Raw genomic sequence first — 18,526 nt, 5'->3', positions numbered from 1 at the left:
TACCGTGTGAGTCAGTGACGCTGCCGTCGAGCGGAGCTACGGTGTGTATGCCCCCTCTAAGTGTCCGATGAGAGACCGTTTTCGGCATGCAAGAGAGCTTAGCACCTGTTTTATTATCTGTCTCCAGCACTTCGTGGCTAGTATGACCGGACTCTGTGGTGCGGTGGGGGCCACCGCATCGCATCTCGACGCTCTCGTAGACGATCTACAACACAACGGCGACGAGTGTGCCGACCCGTTCACCGACCGCCGCCTCGGAGTCGCCAGCGTTCGCCATCCGGGAGTGGCGAGTGAAGAGGCGGCAGCGACGGCGGACGGCGACGTCGTCGTGCGACTGTGGGGGTCCATCTGGGGCGACGACACGGACGACGGTTACGTGACCGTCGACGACGGCGCGGCGGCGTACTGCGCCGAACGCTACCAAGAGGTCGGACTCGACTTCCTCGAGGGGGTGAACGGGAACTTCGCCGGCGCACTCTACGACGCCGAGGCGGGGACGCTCTCGCTTTTCACCGACCGCCTGTCGACCCGACCGATCTATCTCTACGAGGGCGACACGCTGGTGTTCTCGACGAGTCTGCAGTCGCTGCCGCTGCATCCGGCGGTGTCGACCGACCTCGACGTCGACTATCTCACCGAGTACTTCGCGTTCAAACGGCCGTACGGCGTCAAGACACCGCTGGAAGACGTCGAGGCACTCCACCCGGGGAGCGTGCTGACCGTCGACGTCAACGACGGGACGTCGACCACCGAGCGCTACTGGACGCCGCACTACGACCCCGTCGACGCCTCCCGCTCTGCGTTCGCCGCGAAACTGGCCGAGACGATGAAGACCGTCGTCGACGAGCGGACGGACTCCGAGGAGACGACCGGTCTCCTGCTCAGCGGCGGGAGCGACTCGCGGCTCGTCTTGGCCGCGTTCGACGCCCTCGACGAGCCGGTCCGGACCTACCACCTCAACGAGTGGGAGAACCGCGAGGCACAGATCGCTCGTCGTGCGGCGGAGGTCGTCGGCGCGGAGTACGAGTTCCTCCAACGCGACGAGACGTATCAGGCCCGGTCGCTCGAGTCGTCGCCGAAACTCGCGAACTTCGACGGCTACTTCAACCAACATCACGCCGGCGGGTTCGCCGAGAAACTCAGGGCCGAGTGTGACTTCCTGTTCACGGGTCACTACGGCGACACGCTGTTCAAGGCGACCCACCTCCGGACGCCCACCGTCGACCTCGGCGGACTGGGGTCGTTCGAACTGCCGGTTGAACGCCCCATCCGCGGCCTCGACGAGTACGTCGCGGACCGAACCGCGCCCGCGCCGGAGTATCTGGCGACGTCGCGGAGCCCCGAAGACATCTACTACGACAACGTCGTCCAGCAGGGGCGGACCGTCGTCGACCACGGCGTCGAGTACCCCTCACTCCGCGAGGCGACCGTCTGCAGTCGGTATCCGCTCTCGAACAGCACGTCGGGATTCTTCTACCACGCGACCACGCAGATGCTCCCCGCGGGGACGCCGTTCATCGACAACCGACTCATCGACCTGTTCCTGAAGATCCCGCCGAAGCATCTGGTCCGCGGCAACCTCATCAACCGGGCGACGAAACTGCTGTGTCCGGAGCTCGCCGACCTCCCGCACGGTCGGAGTCTCGTCCCCGTCCACTACCCGTTCGTGCTCCAATGGGCGACCGAGCTCGGGCGCGACTTCGTCGGCCGACATCTCGGCGGCGACAACGACCAGTCTCACTGGTCGGACGGGCCGTGGACTAACCACGGCGAACTCGTCCGACAGCATCCGTTCGTCCGCGAGGTCATCGACGACAACGAGGAACGCATCAGGGCGTTACCGTTCCTCAGTTGGGAAGGCGTCCAGCAGTGTTACCGGGCGCACGAACGGGGCGAAGACCGGATGAAGGACCTCTACACGCTCGTCACGTTCCTTCAGATGCCGCTCCTCGACCGACTGAACGAGGAGGAGAACGACGCCGACACCAAACTGGCGAGCAGCGTCGCCGACTGACCGTCCCGGCGGCCGGTCGAGAGACGGATGACCGAAATCGTTACCCGACGACCCCTCCCAGAGAGGGCCATGACCGACTGGATCGGCGACTGCTTCACGAGCGACGTCGGCTGGAACCACCTCGAACGACTCGTCGACGTCGGCGACCGGATGGCGGGCTCGCCGGGAGAACGTGAGGCGCTCGAAGCGACGCACGAGGCGCTCGACGCCGCCGGCGCGCGCGACGTCTCCATCGACTCCTTCGAGATTCAAGGGTGGGAGCGCGGCGACAGCGCCGTCCGTGCCGGCGAGACGACCCAAGATTGCATCGCGCTCCCACGGAGTCCGGCGGCGAGCGTCGACGGCGACCTCGTCGACCTCGGCTACGGCCTCCCCGAGGACTTCGAGGAGACGGACGTCGGAGACCGGATCGTCGTCGTCTCCTCCAGCGTCCCCGACCACTACCACCGTGGCGTCCACCGCCGCGAGAAGTACTACCACGCCGTCGAGAACGGCGCGGCGGGGTTCGTCTTCGCTAACAACGCCGCGGGTGGCCTCCCGATCACCGGCAGCGTCGGTACGGCCGACGCCCCCATCGGCGACATCCCGGCGGTCGGCGTGAGCAAGGAGGTCGGCGACCGTCTCACGCGGCGCTTCGCGGGCGAGACGGTCACCGTCGAGGTCGACTGTGAGACGCCGCGGGCGACGAGCGGAAACGTCCACGCCGAACTCGGCCCCGACACCGACGACGAACTGCTCGTCACGGGCCACGTCGACGCCCACGACATCTCCGAGGGGGCGACCGACAACGGCACCGGGACGGCCACCGTCGTCGAACTCGCTCGCACGCTCGCCGCCCGCGAGGACGAACTGGAGACGAAAGTTCGCCTCGTCTGCTTCGGGTCGGAGGAGGTCGGCCTCGTCGGGTCGAGCCACGAGTCCGAGCGGTGTGACCGCGAGCGGGTCAAGGCCGTCGTCAACGTCGACTGTACGGTCCGCGGTCGGACGCTGCAGTTCGACACACACGGGTTCGACGCGCTCGAAGACGCCGCCGAGACCGTCGCCGACCGGTTCGGCCACCCGATCAGCACGAACCCGAAACTCGTCCCCCACAGCGACCACTGGCCGTTCGTCCGGTGGGGCGTGCCGGGGTACATGGTCTCCGCCGAGACGGAGACGAAGGATCGCGGGTGGGCACACACGGCCGCCGACACGCTCGACAAACTCGAGAAGCGGACGTTCCGCGAGCAGGCGATCCTGCTGACCGAGCTGGTGGTCGAGCTCGCCGGCGACGACGTCGAGACGGCACACAGGTCGCCGGAGGAGATGGCGTCGACGCTCGAAGCGGAGGACCTCGCCGAGGGGATGAAGATCACCGGCGACTGGCCGTACTGACGACCGAATCACGCAGTCTTTTACCCCCGCGGCCGATACGTCCGGTGATGAACGATGGACGGGAGGAGTCACCGTGAAGGTCGCCGTGCTGGGTGACGAAGCTGTCGCCCGAACGGTCGACGCCGCGGGAGCGACGCTCGCCGACGTCGAGACGGCCGACCTCGTCCTCCCGGTCGGCGAAGCGCGGTTCATCGACGTCGCTCGCGACGGGCCCGACGTACCGATTCTCCCCGCCGACGCCGCGCTCGGTCCGTACTCGCTGCCCCGCGAAGCCATTGAGACCGGCGTCGAGCGTCTCCTTGCCGGTGACGGAACATCGAGTTCTCACCCCGTCTTCGCGGCGACCACCGGCGAGACGACGATCGCCCGCGGTGTCCTCGACGCGATGCTGGTCACGAGCGAACCGGCGCGTATCTCCGAGTACGACGTCGCCTTCGGCGGTGAGTGCGTGAACCGGTTCCGCTCCGACGGCGTCGTCGTCGCGACGCCTCTCGGGAGTCGCGGCTACGCACGCGCCGCGGGCGGACCCGTGCTCGAACCGGGGACCGGTCTCTCCGTCGTCCCGGTCTCGCCGTTCTCGACGCAGTCGGACACGTGGGTCGCCGGCGGCGACGTCACACTGACCGTCGCACGCGACGACGGCCCGGTCGAGTTGGTCGTCGACGGGGAGACCGTCCGATCGATCGACCCCCACCAGTCGGTGCAGTTGACCGCTGTTGACCACGTCGACCTGTGGCGACTGCCGTCGATGCGGTGGGAGTGATTGGAAAAACTCTAATGAGTCCTCGTCCGAAGACTCTACTATGCAACCGTTACAGTTCCTCGTCCCCATCGACGCGCTCGCGGCGGTCGAGGGTCTGCTGAAGGCCGCCATCCTGGTGCTGGTACTCGCCAACATGGTCACCCGGATCGTCGCGCACAACAAACACCAGAAGCAGGCCGACGGCGGCGACGACAGCGACCTCTCGCGATGGCTACCGCACTCGGTGACGTCGATCCTGCTGGTCCTGGCTTCCTTCGCGTTCCTGATCGCCGAACCGCACGGCGGGATGGTGATGTCGGTGCTCGTCCTCGGGATGTTCGTCGCCGACTTCTTCGAGTTCGAAGCCCGCAAGGTCGAAGCCCGCAACGGACTCGAGTTCGAACGACCCAAGTCCGCCATCGTCGCGTCGGTAGTCGTCCTGCTCTACGCGGCGTTCCAGAGCGTCTTCTTCCTCGTGAGCGACTACTGGAACCTAATCGTCTGAGACCGGATACTCCCTTTCTCACGCCGTCTGACGGCACTCCCCCAGTGATACCGTACTCCGGGGATCCTTCCGCAGACGGACAGCGATTCTCGTGTGTCTCTGGGTCTCGCAGTGACTTCAGTACTCGAGTCGAGAACGGCGACGAGCGACGGCCGTGCTTTCGTCGTTAGCTGAAAGTAGGCGCTAAGCCCCCTTCCTCAAGGAGCGACCGAAGCGTAGCGCAGGGAGCGAGTAGGGAGGAGATATAGCGCCGCACGGTTCTCAGACACGTTCGACGCTCGGCCCACAGGCCAATTCCCAAGATCATATGCGTGTGTAGTGCTTGAATACAAGTGCGAACGCGAAGGAACGCACTTCGTGGCGGTAGACCCGGCAGGGACGACCAAAGAGTGCGCGGCGTGCGGTGTCTCGACTGACAAACCGCTGTGGGTACGTGAACATTCGTGCCCGTCGTGTGGCTTCACGGCAGATCGAGACTGGAACGCGGCGTGGAACATTCTTTCTCGCGGCATCAAGCGGTTAGGAGCGGGACGCTCCGAATCAACGTCCCCAGAAATCTTTGATTTCTGGTGTGCGAACGAATCGCGTCGCGATTCGTTAACGCCTGTGGAGACTGCGCTCCCTACGGGGACCACTTCGGTTCCTGCAAAGCGCGTCGTGGAAGCAGGAAGCCCCATCACCAGAAGTCAGAGACTTCTGGTTAGCAGTCAGAACTCTTCGAGTTCTGACGACACCCTCAAGCGCGAGCCGAAAGGCGAGCCGTAGGGTGGGGTAGTTCACACATCACGTCTGTCGGGTTCCCCACTCGGGCCTCTGCGTCGCACTCCGTCCGAGTCGCCCGTGTCCGTGAAGGGGGGACGAACGCTCGCCGGCAGTTCACTCGTGACCGTCGTGACCTCGAGGAAGTATCAGAGAGAGCGGAACTGCGCGGCTCTCGCAGTAGCTCGTAACCGCCGTGGTTGGAGGGCACGTATCGCCCGTATGAGCCGCCGAGAACGCCTCGCTGTCACGGCGATAGACTGTACTGGCTGTAAGGAGACGATTCTGCGGACGCTTCGGAGTCTCGATGGTGTGCACCGTATGACTGCAGACCACTCGACCGGGGCGGTGGAGCTGCTCGTCGGTGACGACGTCGCGACGGCAGACCTCGAGGCGACGCTCCAACGGCTCGGCTACCGAGTTGGGACGTAGCTCCGCGGTGAAAGGGAAGCAAGGAGAGGGTCGGCGGTCAGTTCGAGCGTCGGTCGCGGTACACCGTCCGTGCCTGTCGGCCCGCCGGGATGAGCACCCAGAAGGTGAGTGCACCGAGCAGTGCGAACCACAGGAACACGTCGATCATCCCGATGGCGAGCGCGTCGAACAGGTTCGACGGCTCGGGCGGTGCAGCGATGAGTTGGCGGGTACTCCCGAACGAGGGGGTCTGGAACCACGACGCCAGCACCATCCACGCGAGACCGGCGCCCGTCAAGATACCGAGCCCCTTGATGAACTCGTCAGCCATTGTCTGGTTCTTCGTCGGAGTCCTCTTGAGACTTTCCCATTCCGCGGGCACGGAAGCGCGTACCGACGATGTAGACGCCAGCGCCGAAGGCGATGATCCCCAGGCCGAGCAGTGCGAGCACTGCCGTCAGAACGTCGTCAGCGACGCCGACGCCGAGCGCGCCGAAGAGGCCGACGATGGCTCGACGGAGGAAACTGATCGACAGCGTCGCCGCGTCGAGCAGGACGAACCCCACGACGACCGAGACGACCGCGATGAGCGTCGAGAAGACGGTGACGGTCTTGTAGAGTCGCATCGGGACGACGATGTCGCGGCCACCGCCGCCGTCGTCGACCGTGCGATCGGCTGGACCGTTCGCACCGCTCTCGGACGGACGCTCTGCTGTGTCGGGATCAGACATAGAGAGAAGAGAGAGCCGTTACTTCGGCGGCCGGAGCCGGTAGTAGCGGCGGTTGAGGTCGTACATGTATCCTTCGCGCATCGTCTTCAGCACCGCGTAGGTGACGAAGCCGATGACGAGCGGCAGGAGGAACGTCAAGTCGAACAGCAGGTCGACGTTCATCGGCATCAGGTTCTTGACGGCGAGCAGGCTGAGCGTCAGCGCGAAGACGACGCCGCCGGCCCCGACTGCCGCCCAGAACGGCTGTTCGACGGGCCGTCGTGCACTCCCCTTGTTGAGGAAGGGGACGATGGCGATGGCACCGACGACGACGCCGTTCGCGAGCACGCCGTACGTGCGGTCTGCCATCAGCTTCTGCCCGCCGAGGATGGCCAGTTCGGGGTTCAGTGGGTTCAGCTTCAGCAGTCCGAACGACCAGTAGAGATACCAGTCGGGGAGGATGATCGCCGGCGTACTACTGGGGTTCGCCGGTTCGCCGATGTGCGGCGGCATCGTCGCCGAGAGGAAGAAGATCATCCCGACGAAGAACGCGGCGATAGAGAGGTTCCGAACCGTCTCGTGGGGCCACGTCGGAAAGCCGAGTACGTCGCGTTCGACGTAGTCGGACTCCATCCGGAGGTCCTGGTCCTCGCGACGGGACCGTTCGAAGTACTCGTAGGTTAGTCGCGAGAGTCCGGTCTTCCGTTCCTTGCGCTCGCGCCACGTCGGCGTCTCGTCGTCCGGTGCGACGATGCCGGTGCCGTCGGTGCGAATCTCTTCGTCGTCGGTGTGTTCGTGTTCGTTGTCGGTCATGGTCTTAGTGGGGTTCCGCGATGCCCTGCACCCACACGATACCGATGTGGATCGCGATGAGCGTCGTCACCACGAATGGTAACAGGAAGACGTGGATGATGTACATCCGCTGGAGCGTTGCTTGACTCAGCGTGAAGCCACCGAACAGGAGCTGTGCGACCCACTCGCCGGCGAGCGGGATAGAGAGCGACATCTCGACACCGATCTGCCCGGCCCAGAAGGCCAGCTGGTCCCACGGGAGCAGGTAGCCGGTGTACCCGAACACCATCGTCAGGCTGATGAGGACGATGCCGAGGATCCAGTTGAGTTCGCGCGGTTCCTTGTACGAACCGGTGAAGTAGACCCGGAGCATGTGAAGGAACACCGCCGCGACCATCACCTGTGCCGACCACCGGTGGACGGAACGGAGCATGAACCCGAACTGGAGGTCCTGCATGATGAACGCGATACTGTTGTACGCGACGGTCGCCTCCTCGGGGTTCCCCTGTGCGGGCGAGTAGTAGAACCCGAGCAACGCGCCACTGACGGCGGCGACGATGTAGGCCAACGTCGAGAACAACCCGAGGGTGTACAGGGGGTACCAGTACCAGAACTTGTTGTCGAGGTTGTACTGTTCGGTGTGACTCTTCGGCATCTGGAGGTTGACTCGGTAGTAGAGGGTCTCGAGTATCTCCAGATAGTCGACGATGCGGAGTCGCTTGTCGAGCCAGATGAGCGTCGTCAGGAACGTCTTCTCGACGGGCGACAGATCCTTCGTCTTCATCCAGCCCTTGTGGTCGTAGTCGTCTTTCTTCTCTAAACTCATTGATTACCTCTTGTAGTAGGGGTAGACCGCGCGCTTGACGGTGTCCCACGCGTCGGACCCGCCGAGTTCGACGCCGTCGTCCTGGTCGCTCCGGACGTAGAGGTCCTCCCACTTGCGTCGACGCTTCTTGACGATCATCACGTCGGGGAGGAACTCCTTGCGGTACAGCGCGAGGATGAACGCGAGGTCGATGAAGATCACCGCGAGGACGGATCCGAGGAACATGTTCCCGGTGTCGGTCAGCGCCCATCCGGAGACGAACCCGTAGGTGAACAGGAACACGAAGACGACCTCGATGATCGTCAGGAGGACGATCGCGATGGCCGCCGCCGTGCTCTCACGCGCCGGTTCGTAGCGGTGGATGTCACCGTACGTACTGCCTGTCGAACTCATCTATTCGCCACCTCCGGTGTTGCCGGTGTTGGCCGACTCGCCGTACTTGAGGATGTAGAAGGTGTACACGATGGTGACGATGATACCGAGGATCGTCGAGGCACCGACCCAGTGGGCCTGGATCGGGACGCCGAGTTCGTGGAGTTCCTTCTCACCGCCGCCCCCGCTGCCGGGGTTCTCGGTCACCGTGATGGAACCAACCATCCCAGCCGACTTGTGGGGTGCGCAGAAGTATTCGTACGTGCCGAGCGTCTCGAACGTGTGCGAGTAGGTGTGGCCGGTGTCGTAGGTCTCGCTCTCCGGACCGGTACCCTCCCAGGATGCACCCTCGGGGACCGACTCCGGAATGACGTTGTGCGTGTCTGACTCCCAGACGAACTCGACAGTCGTGCCGGGAGCGATCGACAGCTCCGCGGGTTCGAACACGAGCGAGTTACCCGGACCGACAGCGACGGTTTTCGACCCGCCGCCCCCGCCGCCACCGCCACTCTCGTTCCCCCCGCCTTCCTGTGCGGCGGCGGACTGAGCCGTAGCGGCTGCGGCTGCGGCAGAACCACCTGCCGCTCTCAGAAATTCCCGCCTATTCATACAGATTGGACTCAGGATGGAGTGCGCTTAAACCCACCGACTATACGTCGTCTCCGATCCGGCTCAGGACCCTTCTACGCCGGGTTCTCGGTCGTCTCGCGTGGTCGACTCGGACTCGTCGTCGAGCGGTAAAAAGTCCGGCCGCTCTTCGCCCTCCAGTCGGACCGCGCGCAATCGGTTTCGGTACTCTTCGGCACGGAACCGGTCGGAGAGTCGAGCGTTCGCGACCGTCGCGAAGAGGAACAGACCGATGAGAACGAACACGAAACCCACGGTCGGAGCGATGATGGACGTGATGAGACTGATCGGCGGCATCCACGCGACGATGAGTCCGACTCCCGCGAGGATCTGGATGGCTGCGACGGCCTGCAGCATGTTGTTGCCGAGTTGGCCGGTCCCCTGGGGGACGTCTTCCGGGTCCGGCAACGAGACGTTCTCCGGCGGCTCTTCCACTTCGTACTCCTCCATTGAACAGAGCGCGACCGTCGGCTTCACGTCCCGGAGGACGGTCCCGCGGCCTTCGACGCTCCCGTCGGGGTAGATGACGGCGTACCCCTCGTCGGAGTAGGCGACGAGCACGTTCTCTCCGTCGCGGGTGTGGCGCTCGACGACGGCGAAGACGTCGCGACGGGCGATCTGATTCTTGAGGTCCTTCTCGACCCGTTCGAGCAGCTCCTCTCCGACGACCCACGAGTCGGCGTCGAAGACGGCCTCCCACTCTTCGAGAGACATCTCCGCCATATCGTCCGGGCCGAAGTCGTCGAAGTCGTACTTCTCTTCGACCTGCGCGCGAAGCGCCGCCAACTCGGCGTCTTCGCTCGCACCGTCCGGCGACCGCTCCTCGTCGCCCGACTCGGTCGGTGCGGATGACGGGTCTGCCATTGGCTCTCCTTGGTGGCGACGACAGTAAACGCTTTCCGACCGCGTCGCCCGCTCACCCGGACAGAGTCGGGCCCTTTACCCCGCCCCCCTCCTTAGGACGACCGATGGTAAGCGATACGGCCATCGCGACGGCGGCGGCGCTGATGGTGACGGCGAGTTTCCCCTTCTATCTCTACGGAGCGTGGATCATGATCGACGCCGAGACGGTGACGTGGGACGTGCTCGTCTACCACCTCAAGTTCATCGTCGTCGGCCTGACGCTCAACACGATCCCGGTGGTGACGTGGATGGTACCGCGGCTGCTCGAACAGTTCAGTGGTCTCTCCGCGCTCCACGCGGTGCTCGGGTTGCAGGCGTACGCGATGCTCGTCTTCGCGCTCACGGGGATCGTCCGTATCTTCCAGGCCAAACGCGCGGCGAACCTCTATCGGGACCCCGGCCAGGACGTCGACCTCGACGACCTCCACGAACATATGGGTGCGTGGCGGGGTCGCCTCCGCCTCGGCGTCGTCGGCTACGTCCTGTTCTGGATCGGAGCGTACCTGCTGGGTGTCTACCGGTATCTGACTGGGTACGTACTCTGAAAAAAGCGGTCGGTCCGACGGCACGCGGCGAGGTTAGCTCTGGAACGGTTCGCCGTCGCGGTGGTTGTCGGGGTTCTCCTGTTCCTCCGCCTCCCACTCGCGTTCCTCCGAACGCTCTTCGACCTCCTGCTCGCGACGCTCCTCTTCGGCCTCTTCGATCTCCTCCTCACGCTCTTCGTCGGCCTCTTCTTTGCCCTCGGCGTCGTCGCCCTGCACGTCGAGGTCGGTGTCCTCTTCGAGGTCGATCCCGTGCTCGTCTTTGGGCATACCGCCACGTTGGGCTCTCAGTCAAAAAGGGGTTCCGGCCGTTCCTCCCGGCGACGCCCTCCGGCGGCCGTCAGGTCCACGACTCGCCGCTAGCGAGGTCGACCTCGTGGTCGAGTTTCGAGGACGGACAGAGACCCTCGAGCACGCAGTCCGAGCAGTCGGGGTTGATGGCAGTACAGGTCGCTCGTCCGTGGCTGATGAACAGGTGGGTGAACTGCTGCCAGTCAGCCTCGGGAACGACGGTCATGAGGTCCTGCTCGATCTTCTCCGGATACTCCTCCTCGGTGATGCCGAGTCGACGGGAGATACGCTGCACGTGCGTGTCGACGACGATCCCCTCGACGACGTCGTGGGCGTGCTGGAGGACGACGTTCGCCGTCTTCCGACCGACGCCGGTCAGGTCGGTCAACTCCTCCATCGTGTCGGGCACCGCGCCGTCGTGTTCGTCGATGATGGTCCGGCACGCCGACTGGATCCACTTCGACTTGTTGTTGTAGTAGGTGATCGAGGAGATGTCCTCGGCCAGTTCCTCCTGCGGGACGTTCACGTAGTCCTCCGGCGAGTGGTACTTCTCGAAGAGGTCGGCGGTCACCTTGTTCACGCGCTCGTCGGTACACTGTGCGGAGAGCATCACCGCGACGAGCAGTTCGAGTCGGGACGAGAAGTTGAGCGAGATGGTTGTGTCCGGGTAGGCGTCGTAGAGGCGGTCGAGTACTTCGACGACCTGCTCCTCTCGCGTGTCGAGTGGGGATCCCATGGATACGTGGTCGGGGTTGGGTGTGTTGAGTGGTTCGGAGTCAGGTGGATGTCTCCAGACGTGGGTTCTCACGTTTTGTGAGCCCTACCTTGGGTCGGACAGTATCTCGAAAGCCCACACGCTCTCGTCGTCTACGACTCGCTGGGTTCCTCGGCGTTGCCTGTGATGGTTACTTCGCCTCGCCTGACGAGAGCGGGGCGAGAGTGAATGGTTCGAAAGAGCGCGGCTCTCTCGTAGCACTCTCGTGAGCAACCGGAAGCGAAACTTTCGGTGACGCGTCCCCCTTCCCTCTCACCCACCGCAACAGCCACACCCTCCTCAGCCGATTCGCTCGTTCACTCCGTTCACTCACCCATCCCGTGCGAGAGCAAAGCTCTCGCTGCCCTTCACTCGCTCACGCTCGTGAAGACTTCGCGTGCGTGATTCGCGGCCACGCAAGAGCCTCCGACTCTCGCTGGCTTCCACTCGCTCCGTCGCCGGTGCTGTGCGCCGGCCGTCAGCGGAACCTGGTTCCGCACTGCTCGTGGAAACGACAGCCGCGAAGCCACGCGCCACGGTGAGTAGTCGAGTCGTCGTAGCGGTGAAAACAGTTAACGCGCCTCCGACGAACGCATCGGGTATGAGCCTTCGTGAGACCCTTGACCACGACTCGTGGTGGACCGTCGCCGGCACCGGAGCCGGCTACGGACTGATACTGCTCGTCCTGTTCGCTGTCCTCTTCGTCTTACCGTTCCTCGTGTTCTACGCACTTCCGTGATCGTCATGCCGGCGCTGTCGCTCTCGAATCGTGAAAACGGAGAGAACGGTGACGCCGATTACGCGAACGCGCGGGAGGCGTCGGGGTCCTCGTCGGACTCGGCCTGGATCTTCTCCCAGGCGTCGACGAAGTCCTGCATGTAGATCTCCGTACGGTCGTCGCGGATGGCGAACATCCCGGCTTCCGTACAGATCGCCTTGATCTCCGCGCCCGACGCGTCGTCGGCGAGTGCGGCGAGTTCCGCGAAGTCGACGTCGTCGTCGACGTTCATGTTGCGGGTGTGGATCTGGAAGATGATCTCACGACCCTCCTCGTTCGGCTTGGGCACCTCGATGAGGCGGTCGAACCGACCCGGCCGAAGGATGGCGGGGTCGAGCATGTCGAAGCGGTTCGTCGCGGCGATGATGCGGATCTCGCCACGCTCGTCGAACCCGTCCATCTCGGCGAGCAGCTGCATCATCGTGCGCTGGACCTCGGCGTCGCCGGAGGTCTTCGAGTCCGTCCGTTTCGACGCGATAGCGTCGATCTCGTCGATGAAGAGGACGGCCGGTTCGTTCTCGCGGGCGACCTCGAAGAGATCGCGGACGAGCTTCGCCCCTTCGCCGATGAACTTGTGGACCAGTTCCGAGCCGGCCATCTTGATGAAGGTGGCGTCGGTCTGGTTGGCGACGGCCTTCGCGAGCATCGTCTTCCCGGTGCCCGGCGGGCCGTAGAGGAGGACGCCCGACGGCGGGTCGATGCCGACCTCGGAGAACATCTCGGGGCGGTCGAGCGGCATCTCGACCGTCTCGCGGATCTCCTGCATCTGTTCTTCCAGGCCACCGATGTCCTCGTACGTGACGTCGGGGCTGTGGTCGACCTGCATCACGCGGGCGCGGACGTCGGTCTCGTTGTCGAGCTTCTTGACGATAGACAGAGAGTTGTTCACCGCGACGCGGCAGTCGGGCTCGAGTTCCTCCCGCATCTCGTCCGTGACCTCCGTGAGGGCCTCCTGGTTGTTACCGTGCTGTTTGATGATGACCCCATCGTCCGAGATCTCCTGGACCGTCGCGACGAACAACGGCGACTGCTTGAGCTTCTTGTTCTCGTGGGTGAGTCGCTCAAGCTTCTGTTGGAACTTGTTGTTCTCCGCGTTAGCGTCGAGGAGTTTGTCGCGCATCTCCTCGTTTTGGGATTCCAGGATCTCCAGACGTTCCTGAAGGGCCTCGATCTTCTCCTGCTGCGACGCCGACTCTTCCTCGTAAGGCATATCGACGTCGTCCACAGTATCGCTCATCACGCTTTCTAAGGCACTGCCGGATAAGAGGCTTCGGGTCGGGGCCCAGCTCGCCGGTCGTCACCATCGATCTATGCTCTGTAGTAATAGAGCGCGATAGAAATTATTATTACGCTGTATGCCTCAGAGTGAGGCAAGAATGAGTAGTTCCGAGGCAGTCGCTGCGGACGAGGTGGCGGATCGCTGGGAGCCGGTGCGCGACCTCCCGCCGAGTGCGAAACTGGTCGCGAAGGTACTCGACTACAACGACACGCTGACGCAGAGTCAGCTGAGCGAGGAGACGCTCCTCCCGTCGCGGACGGTCCGTTACGCGCTCACTCGACTGGAGGAAGAGGACGTCGTCGAGTCGCGCTTTTCCTTTTCGGACGCGCGAAAACGACTCTACCGCCTGTCGCTCTGACCGTCGTTACCGACAGTCATTCTGAACGTCGGATCGGCGTTCGCGCCGCACCGCGTCGTTCGTACGGATCGTAACGTATTCTGTCGTCGTCGATCCCGTCGCCGAGACGAACGTTTATCATCGGGGCCGCGACCAACCAGTGTCACTGATGGCCGACCCAACCGTGGTCAAGCGTGCCCTTCGAACCCTCGCGTACGGTTCCGAGACGGAGTCGCCGTCGCACCGTCGCTGTATCGACCGTGCTACGGACGCACTCGCGTCCGTCGACGACGCGGCTTCTGTACCACGACCGGCGTGAGTCGGCTTCGGGAGGCCGTTCGGCAGGCCGACGAGCGGGGGCAGACGACGCTCGCCGAGCGCGGCCGCGAGACGGTGACGACGCTGGAGGCGTACCGACGCGCCGCCGCGGGAGAGCGACCGGACGACGGACACCACTTTCACTCCGGTCGCGGAACGCCTTTACCGGGCGCTGGCCAAGGAGGTGACAGATGACACGGGTGATACACACCGGCGACACCCACGTTGGGTATCAGCAGTACCACTCGCCGGAGCGTCGCCGGGACTTCCTCGACGCGTTCGAGCAGTTGGTGGAGGACGCCGTCGACGCCGACGTCGACGCCGTCGTCCACGCGGGCGACCTCTTCCACGACCGTCGTCCCGACCTGCAGGATCTCCTCGGCACGCTCTCGGTGCTCCGAACGCTCGCCGACGCGGACATCCCCTTCCTCGCCGTGGTCGGCAACCACGAGTCGACCCGCGGCGGCCAGTGGCTCGATCTCTTCGAGAACCTCGGGTTGGCTGTCCGCCTCGGAGCAGAACCGTACGTCCTCGGCAATACGGTGTTCTACGGGCTCGACCACGTCCCCGAGTCGCGCCGTGACGAGTTGGAGTACCAGTTTACCTCCCACGACGCCGACTTCGCGGCGCTCGTCAGCCACGGACTCTTTACTCCTTTCGCGCACGCGAACTGGGACACCGAGACGGTGCTGACCGAGTCGAACGTCGACTTCGATGCCGTCCTCCTCGGCGACAACCACGAGGCCGACGAGGCACAAGTCGACGGAACGTGGGTCACCTACTGCGGATCGACCGAGCGCGCGAGCGCGAGTGAAGAACCGGGACGCGGCTACAACGTCGTCGAGTTCGGTCCGGACGTGGATATCCGCCGTCGGTCGCTGGAGACGCGTCCGTTCGCCTTCGTGAACGTCGACCTCGCTGAAGGGGAAGGGATCGAACGCGTGCGCGAACAGCTCCGTCAACACGACCTGACCGACGCCGTGGCGATCGTCGAGATCACCGGTGAGGGCGACCCGGTGACGCCCGCGAGCGTCGAGGAGTTCGCGACGGACCGAGGTGCGCTCATCGCTCGAGTGAAAGACCGCCGCGAACTCGAGGCGAGCGAGACGGACGTGTCGGTGAGTTTCGCCGACCCCGACGACGCCGTCCGCGAGCGGATCTCCGAGCTCAGTCTCTCGCAGGCCGCACTCGACGTCGACGAGACCATCCGTGCGAGCAAGACGCCCGACAGCAAGGTCCGGGAGGAAGTGAAAGCCCGCGTGGAGGCGCTCGTCGAGGACGAAGACGCGTTCACACGGGTATCCGAAGCCGACGACACCGGTGACACCAGTCCCGACCACGACGACACCGCCGAGTCTGTCACCGACGACGAACTCGAGGCCGGTAACGTCGACGACGGCCTCGAAGACGGATCGAACGAGGACACAGACGAGACTGCGACCGACGGCCAGATCTCCATGGAGGACTATCTGTGAGATTCGACCGCATCCGCCTCGAGAACTTCAAGCCGTACGCCGACGCCGACCTCCGACTCGACGACGGCGTGACAGTCATCCACGGGTTGAACGGAAGCGGGAAGTCCTCGCTCCTGGACGCCTGTTTCTTCGCCCTCTACGGCGCGAAAGCGCTCGACGAGACGCTCGACGACGTCGTCACCAACGGCGAGGAAGACGCCGAGATCGAACTCTGGTTCACTCACGACGGTGGCTCCTACCACGTCGAACGTCGACTCCGGTCGTCCGGCGAACGGACCCTGACAGCCAAATGTGTCCTCGAGGGTCCCGACGTCACGGTCGACGGCTCTCGGGACGTCCGGCAGTTCGTCACCGACCTCCTGCGGATGGACGCGGAGGCGTTCGTCAACTGCGCGTACGTCCGGCAGGGTGAGGTGAACAAGCTCATCAACGCGACGCCTCGGCAGCGACAGGATATGATCGACGATCTCCTCCAGTTGGGCAAGTTAGAGGAGTACCGTGAACGGGCGGGGAAGGCCCGACTCGGCGTCGAGGACATCCTGGAGAACAAACGCGGTGCGCTCGGCGAACTCGACGCCCAGATTCAGGAGCGAGAGGACCAGAACCTCCACGAGCGGCTCAACGAGTTGGAGAGCGAGCTCAAGAGCGTCGCCGACGACCTCGAACGCTACCGCGAGAACAGAGACCGAGCCCGACAGAGCCTTGACGACGCACAGGAGACGCTCGACAGCTACGAGGAGAAGCGCGAGCGACTCGACGCGTTGGCCGAGGAGATCGACGCGTTGGAGTCGAAGATATCCGAGACGGAGCGCGAACGCGACAGTCTCCGTGAGCAGATCAGCGAGACGCGCGAACGGAAAGACGAACTCGAATCGAGAGTCTCGGAGGTGCTCGCGAAGACTACGCTGGAGACGGCAACGGAGACAGCTATCGAGACCCGACTCGCCGACCTCGACGAGCGCGAGTCCGACCTCTCCGACGAACTGAACGAGGCGCGGATGCAGGCACAGGCGCTCGACAACCAGTCGACGAACCTCGGCGACAAAGCCGACGACCGCCAGTCGCGCGCAGACGCCAAGCGGGAACGGGCCGACGAACTCGACGCCGAGGTCGAACGCGCGACCGAGAAACTCGACGACCTCCGCGCGAAACTCGACGGGATGGACGACGAGATCGAGACACTCGAAGAACGGTTCGACGAGCCAGAGGTGGACGTCGACGTGGGCGACGCGTCGACACACCTCGCGGAGTTGCGCGAGGAACGTTCCTCGCTGCGCGACGACGTCGAGGAGGTTCGGACGGAGCTTCGAACCGTCCAGAACCGTGTCGACGAGGCCGAGCGCCTCCTCGACGAAGGGAGATGTCCCGAGTGCGGCCAACCGGTCGACGGGTCGCCCCACGTCGACACGCTCGACGAGGACCGTACCCGCGTCGCGGAGCTGGAAGCCGAGGTCGCCGAGCTACAGGAGGAACGCGAGTCGCTGGCGACGGCGATCGACCGCGCGGAAGAGCTCGTCGACACAGAGTCCGAACTCGAGTCGCTCCGGACGAACCGGAGCAACGTCGAGCAGCTCGCCGAACAGAAGGCCGAGACGCTCGAGGAGAAGCGTGCAGAAGCCGAGACGCTCCGCGAGGAGGCCGAAGAGTTGGCGACGCAGGCAGAGAACACCCGCGACGTCGCCGAACAGAAAGCGACCGAGGCGGAAGACGCCCGTGAGACGGTCACCGAACTCGAGTCGCAACTCGAAACCGTTGAGGAGAAACGCGAGAACGTCGAACGCCTCGCGGACCTCGGCGAGCAGATCGGAGACGCCGAGTCGACGGCCGAACGCCTCCGCGAGAAGCGGACGGACCTCGACGATCTGAACGACGAGCGTCGGGAGCATCTCACCGACAAGCGATCCCAGCGCGACGAGTTGCAAGCGGCAGTCGACGACGATCAGATCGAACAGGCCCGCTCGCAGAAGCAGAACGCGGTCGACTACCTCGAAAAAGTCGAAGCCGAACTCGAGCGGCTGACCGACCGGCGCGACGAACTCCAGAACGCCATCGGTAGCGTGAGCAACGCTATCGAGCAGTTAGAGCAACTCAGCGAGCAGCGCGCGGCGGTCGCCGAGCGCGTGACTGCGCTCGAATCGCTGCACGAGGAGACCGAAGAGTTGGAGGGGCTGTACGGCGATCTTCGGGCAGAACTCCGTCAGCGGAACGTCGAGAGCCTCGAGCGGATGCTCAACGAGACGTTCGACCTCGTCTACGGCAACGACGCCTACTCGACGATTCGACTTGACGGCGAGTACGAACTCACCGTCTTCCAGAAGGACGGGCAGGCGCTCGACCCCGAACAGCTCTCGGGCGGCGAGCGGGCGCTGTTCAACCTGAGCCTCCGCTGTGCCATCTACCGGCTGCTGGCGGAGGGTATCGAGGGGACCGCACCGCTCCCGCCGCTCATACTCGACGAACCGACCGTGTTCCTCGACTCGGGACACGTCTCCCGACTCGTCGACCTCGTCGCGGAGATGCGGACCCTGGGAGTTCGTCAGATCATCATCGTCAGCCACGACGACGAGCTCGTCGGCGCGGCCGACGACTTAGTGACCGTCGAGAAGAACAGCACCACCAACCGTTCGACCGTCGAGCGGGAGGACGCAACGTCGCTCGCGGCAGTCGAATCGCTGGCGAGTCCCGACGACTGAGACTGCACTCGCCGGGCATCGGTG

The 18,526-nt window shown here is 64.4% G+C and carries 22 protein-coding genes and 1 pseudogene; 13 read left to right on the top strand and 10 right to left on the bottom strand.

Features of this window, described 5'->3' with window-relative positions:
• The first annotated feature begins 142 nt into the window (after positions 1–142).
• From BSG17_RS04185 to BSG17_RS28435, 6 genes and pseudogenes are all read left to right on the top strand, one after another.
• Positions 143–2,014: an asparagine synthase-related protein gene (locus BSG17_RS04185; protein WP_089821342.1), complete on the top strand. Its 1,872-nt coding sequence runs from the start codon at positions 143–145 to the stop codon at positions 2,012–2,014.
• A gap of 69 nt (positions 2,015–2,083) precedes the next feature.
• Positions 2,084–3,388, top strand: a complete 1,305-nt coding sequence (locus BSG17_RS04180; RefSeq protein WP_089821340.1) for a M28 family peptidase — start codon at positions 2,084–2,086, stop codon at positions 3,386–3,388.
• Positions 3,389–3,461: 73 nt separating this feature from the next.
• The gene (locus BSG17_RS04175; RefSeq protein WP_089821338.1) at positions 3,462–4,151 is read left to right on the top strand and encodes an NAD(+)/NADH kinase; all 690 of its coding nucleotides are present in this window, start codon (positions 3,462–3,464) and stop codon (positions 4,149–4,151) included.
• A gap of 40 nt (positions 4,152–4,191) precedes the next feature.
• Positions 4,192–4,635 (top strand): DUF7313 family protein, encoded by a 444-nt coding sequence (locus tag BSG17_RS04170; RefSeq protein WP_089821336.1) that lies wholly within the window; start codon positions 4,192–4,194, stop codon positions 4,633–4,635.
• A gap of 318 nt (positions 4,636–4,953) precedes the next feature.
• Positions 4,954–5,400, top strand: a pseudogene (locus BSG17_RS04165) (zinc ribbon domain-containing protein); the annotation flags it as partial.
• A gap of 216 nt (positions 5,401–5,616) precedes the next feature.
• Positions 5,617–5,826, top strand: a complete 210-nt coding sequence (locus tag BSG17_RS28435) for a heavy-metal-associated domain-containing protein (RefSeq protein WP_089821334.1) — start codon at positions 5,617–5,619, stop codon at positions 5,824–5,826.
• Positions 5,827–5,863: 37 nt separating this feature from the next.
• On the opposite strand, the gene BSG17_RS04155 is transcribed toward BSG17_RS28435, so the two are convergent.
• From BSG17_RS04155 to BSG17_RS04125, 7 genes are all read right to left on the bottom strand, one after another.
• Complete coding sequence (locus BSG17_RS04155) at positions 5,864–6,136, bottom strand: DUF7314 family protein (protein ID WP_089821332.1); 273 nt, start codon at positions 6,134–6,136, stop codon at positions 5,864–5,866.
• Positions 6,129–6,536 (bottom strand): DUF7315 family membrane protein, encoded by a 408-nt coding sequence (locus BSG17_RS04150; RefSeq protein ID WP_089821330.1) that lies wholly within the window; start codon positions 6,534–6,536, stop codon positions 6,129–6,131. Before BSG17_RS04150 ends, BSG17_RS04155 begins: the two co-directional genes overlap by 8 nt.
• A gap of 18 nt (positions 6,537–6,554) precedes the next feature.
• Positions 6,555–7,328 (bottom strand): cytochrome b family protein, encoded by a 774-nt coding sequence (locus BSG17_RS04145; RefSeq protein WP_089821328.1) that lies wholly within the window; start codon positions 7,326–7,328, stop codon positions 6,555–6,557.
• Between the two features lie 4 nt (positions 7,329–7,332).
• Complete coding sequence (locus BSG17_RS04140; protein WP_089821326.1) at positions 7,333–8,133, bottom strand: cytochrome b; 801 nt, start codon at positions 8,131–8,133, stop codon at positions 7,333–7,335.
• Positions 8,134–8,136: 3 nt separating this feature from the next.
• Entirely contained in the window at positions 8,137–8,526 is a 390-nt protein-coding gene (locus BSG17_RS04135; RefSeq protein ID WP_089821324.1) for a DUF7318 family protein, read from the bottom strand.
• Complete coding sequence (locus tag BSG17_RS04130) at positions 8,527–9,114, bottom strand: plastocyanin/azurin family copper-binding protein (RefSeq protein WP_089821322.1); 588 nt, start codon at positions 9,112–9,114, stop codon at positions 8,527–8,529.
• Between the two features lie 63 nt (positions 9,115–9,177).
• On the bottom strand, positions 9,178–9,996 hold the full coding sequence (locus BSG17_RS04125) for a DUF7319 domain-containing protein (RefSeq protein ID WP_089821320.1): 819 nt from the start codon (positions 9,994–9,996) through the stop codon (positions 9,178–9,180).
• 104 nt (positions 9,997–10,100) lie between these two features.
• Between BSG17_RS04125 and BSG17_RS04120 the strand changes: the two genes are divergently transcribed.
• Positions 10,101–10,580, top strand: a complete 480-nt coding sequence (locus tag BSG17_RS04120) for a DUF7321 family protein (RefSeq protein ID WP_089821319.1) — start codon at positions 10,101–10,103, stop codon at positions 10,578–10,580.
• Between the two features lie 33 nt (positions 10,581–10,613).
• Here the strand turns inward: BSG17_RS04120 and BSG17_RS04115 are convergent, their stop codons facing one another.
• Positions 10,614–10,847 carry a hypothetical protein gene (locus BSG17_RS04115; protein WP_089821316.1) on the bottom strand — a complete coding sequence of 78 codons (234 nt, stop codon included), beginning with the start codon at positions 10,845–10,847 and terminating at the stop codon, positions 10,614–10,616.
• 70 nt (positions 10,848–10,917) lie between these two features.
• On the bottom strand, positions 10,918–11,604 hold the full coding sequence (nth, locus tag BSG17_RS04110) for an endonuclease III (RefSeq protein ID WP_089821314.1): 687 nt from the start codon (positions 11,602–11,604) through the stop codon (positions 10,918–10,920).
• A gap of 619 nt (positions 11,605–12,223) precedes the next feature.
• On the opposite strand from nth, the gene BSG17_RS26745 reads away from it, so the two are divergent.
• Complete coding sequence (locus tag BSG17_RS26745) at positions 12,224–12,361, top strand: hypothetical protein (protein ID WP_170864703.1); 138 nt, start codon at positions 12,224–12,226, stop codon at positions 12,359–12,361.
• Positions 12,362–12,419: 58 nt separating this feature from the next.
• On the opposite strand, the gene pan1 is transcribed toward BSG17_RS26745, so the two are convergent.
• A complete protein-coding gene (pan1, locus tag BSG17_RS04105; RefSeq protein WP_089821313.1) occupies positions 12,420–13,637 on the bottom strand; it encodes a proteasome-activating nucleotidase Pan1 in 1,218 nt (405 codons plus the stop codon).
• Positions 13,638–13,776: 139 nt separating this feature from the next.
• Between pan1 and BSG17_RS04100 the strand changes: the two genes are divergently transcribed.
• From BSG17_RS04100 to rad50, 5 genes are all read left to right on the top strand, one after another.
• The gene (locus BSG17_RS04100; protein ID WP_089821311.1) at positions 13,777–14,037 is read left to right on the top strand and encodes a MarR family transcriptional regulator; all 261 of its coding nucleotides are present in this window, start codon (positions 13,777–13,779) and stop codon (positions 14,035–14,037) included.
• A gap of 148 nt (positions 14,038–14,185) precedes the next feature.
• Positions 14,186–14,335 carry a DUF7966 family protein gene (locus BSG17_RS26740; protein ID WP_170864702.1) on the top strand — a complete coding sequence of 50 codons (150 nt, stop codon included), beginning with the start codon at positions 14,186–14,188 and terminating at the stop codon, positions 14,333–14,335.
• Positions 14,332–14,529, top strand: coding sequence for a DUF7966 family protein (locus tag BSG17_RS04095; RefSeq protein WP_089821309.1), 198 nt, complete (start codon positions 14,332–14,334; stop codon positions 14,527–14,529). Before BSG17_RS26740 ends, BSG17_RS04095 begins: the two co-directional genes overlap by 4 nt.
• Positions 14,526–15,809, top strand: a complete 1,284-nt coding sequence (gene mre11, locus BSG17_RS04090) for a DNA double-strand break repair protein Mre11 (protein WP_089821306.1) — start codon at positions 14,526–14,528, stop codon at positions 15,807–15,809. Before BSG17_RS04095 ends, mre11 begins: the two co-directional genes overlap by 4 nt.
• Positions 15,806–18,502 (top strand): DNA double-strand break repair ATPase Rad50, encoded by a 2,697-nt coding sequence (gene rad50 / locus BSG17_RS04085; RefSeq protein ID WP_089821305.1) that lies wholly within the window; start codon positions 15,806–15,808, stop codon positions 18,500–18,502. The genes mre11 and rad50 overlap by 4 nt, the downstream gene beginning before the upstream one ends.
• The last annotated feature ends 24 nt before the right edge of the window (positions 18,503–18,526 follow it).

Origin of the sequence: Halogranum amylolyticum (genome assembly GCF_900110465.1) — an archaeon.
Lineage (GTDB): Archaea > Halobacteriota > Halobacteria > Halobacteriales > Haloferacaceae > Halogranum > Halogranum amylolyticum.
Note: the sequence above shows the minus strand (reverse complement) of the source record. Positions and strands in the feature narration are given on the sequence as shown.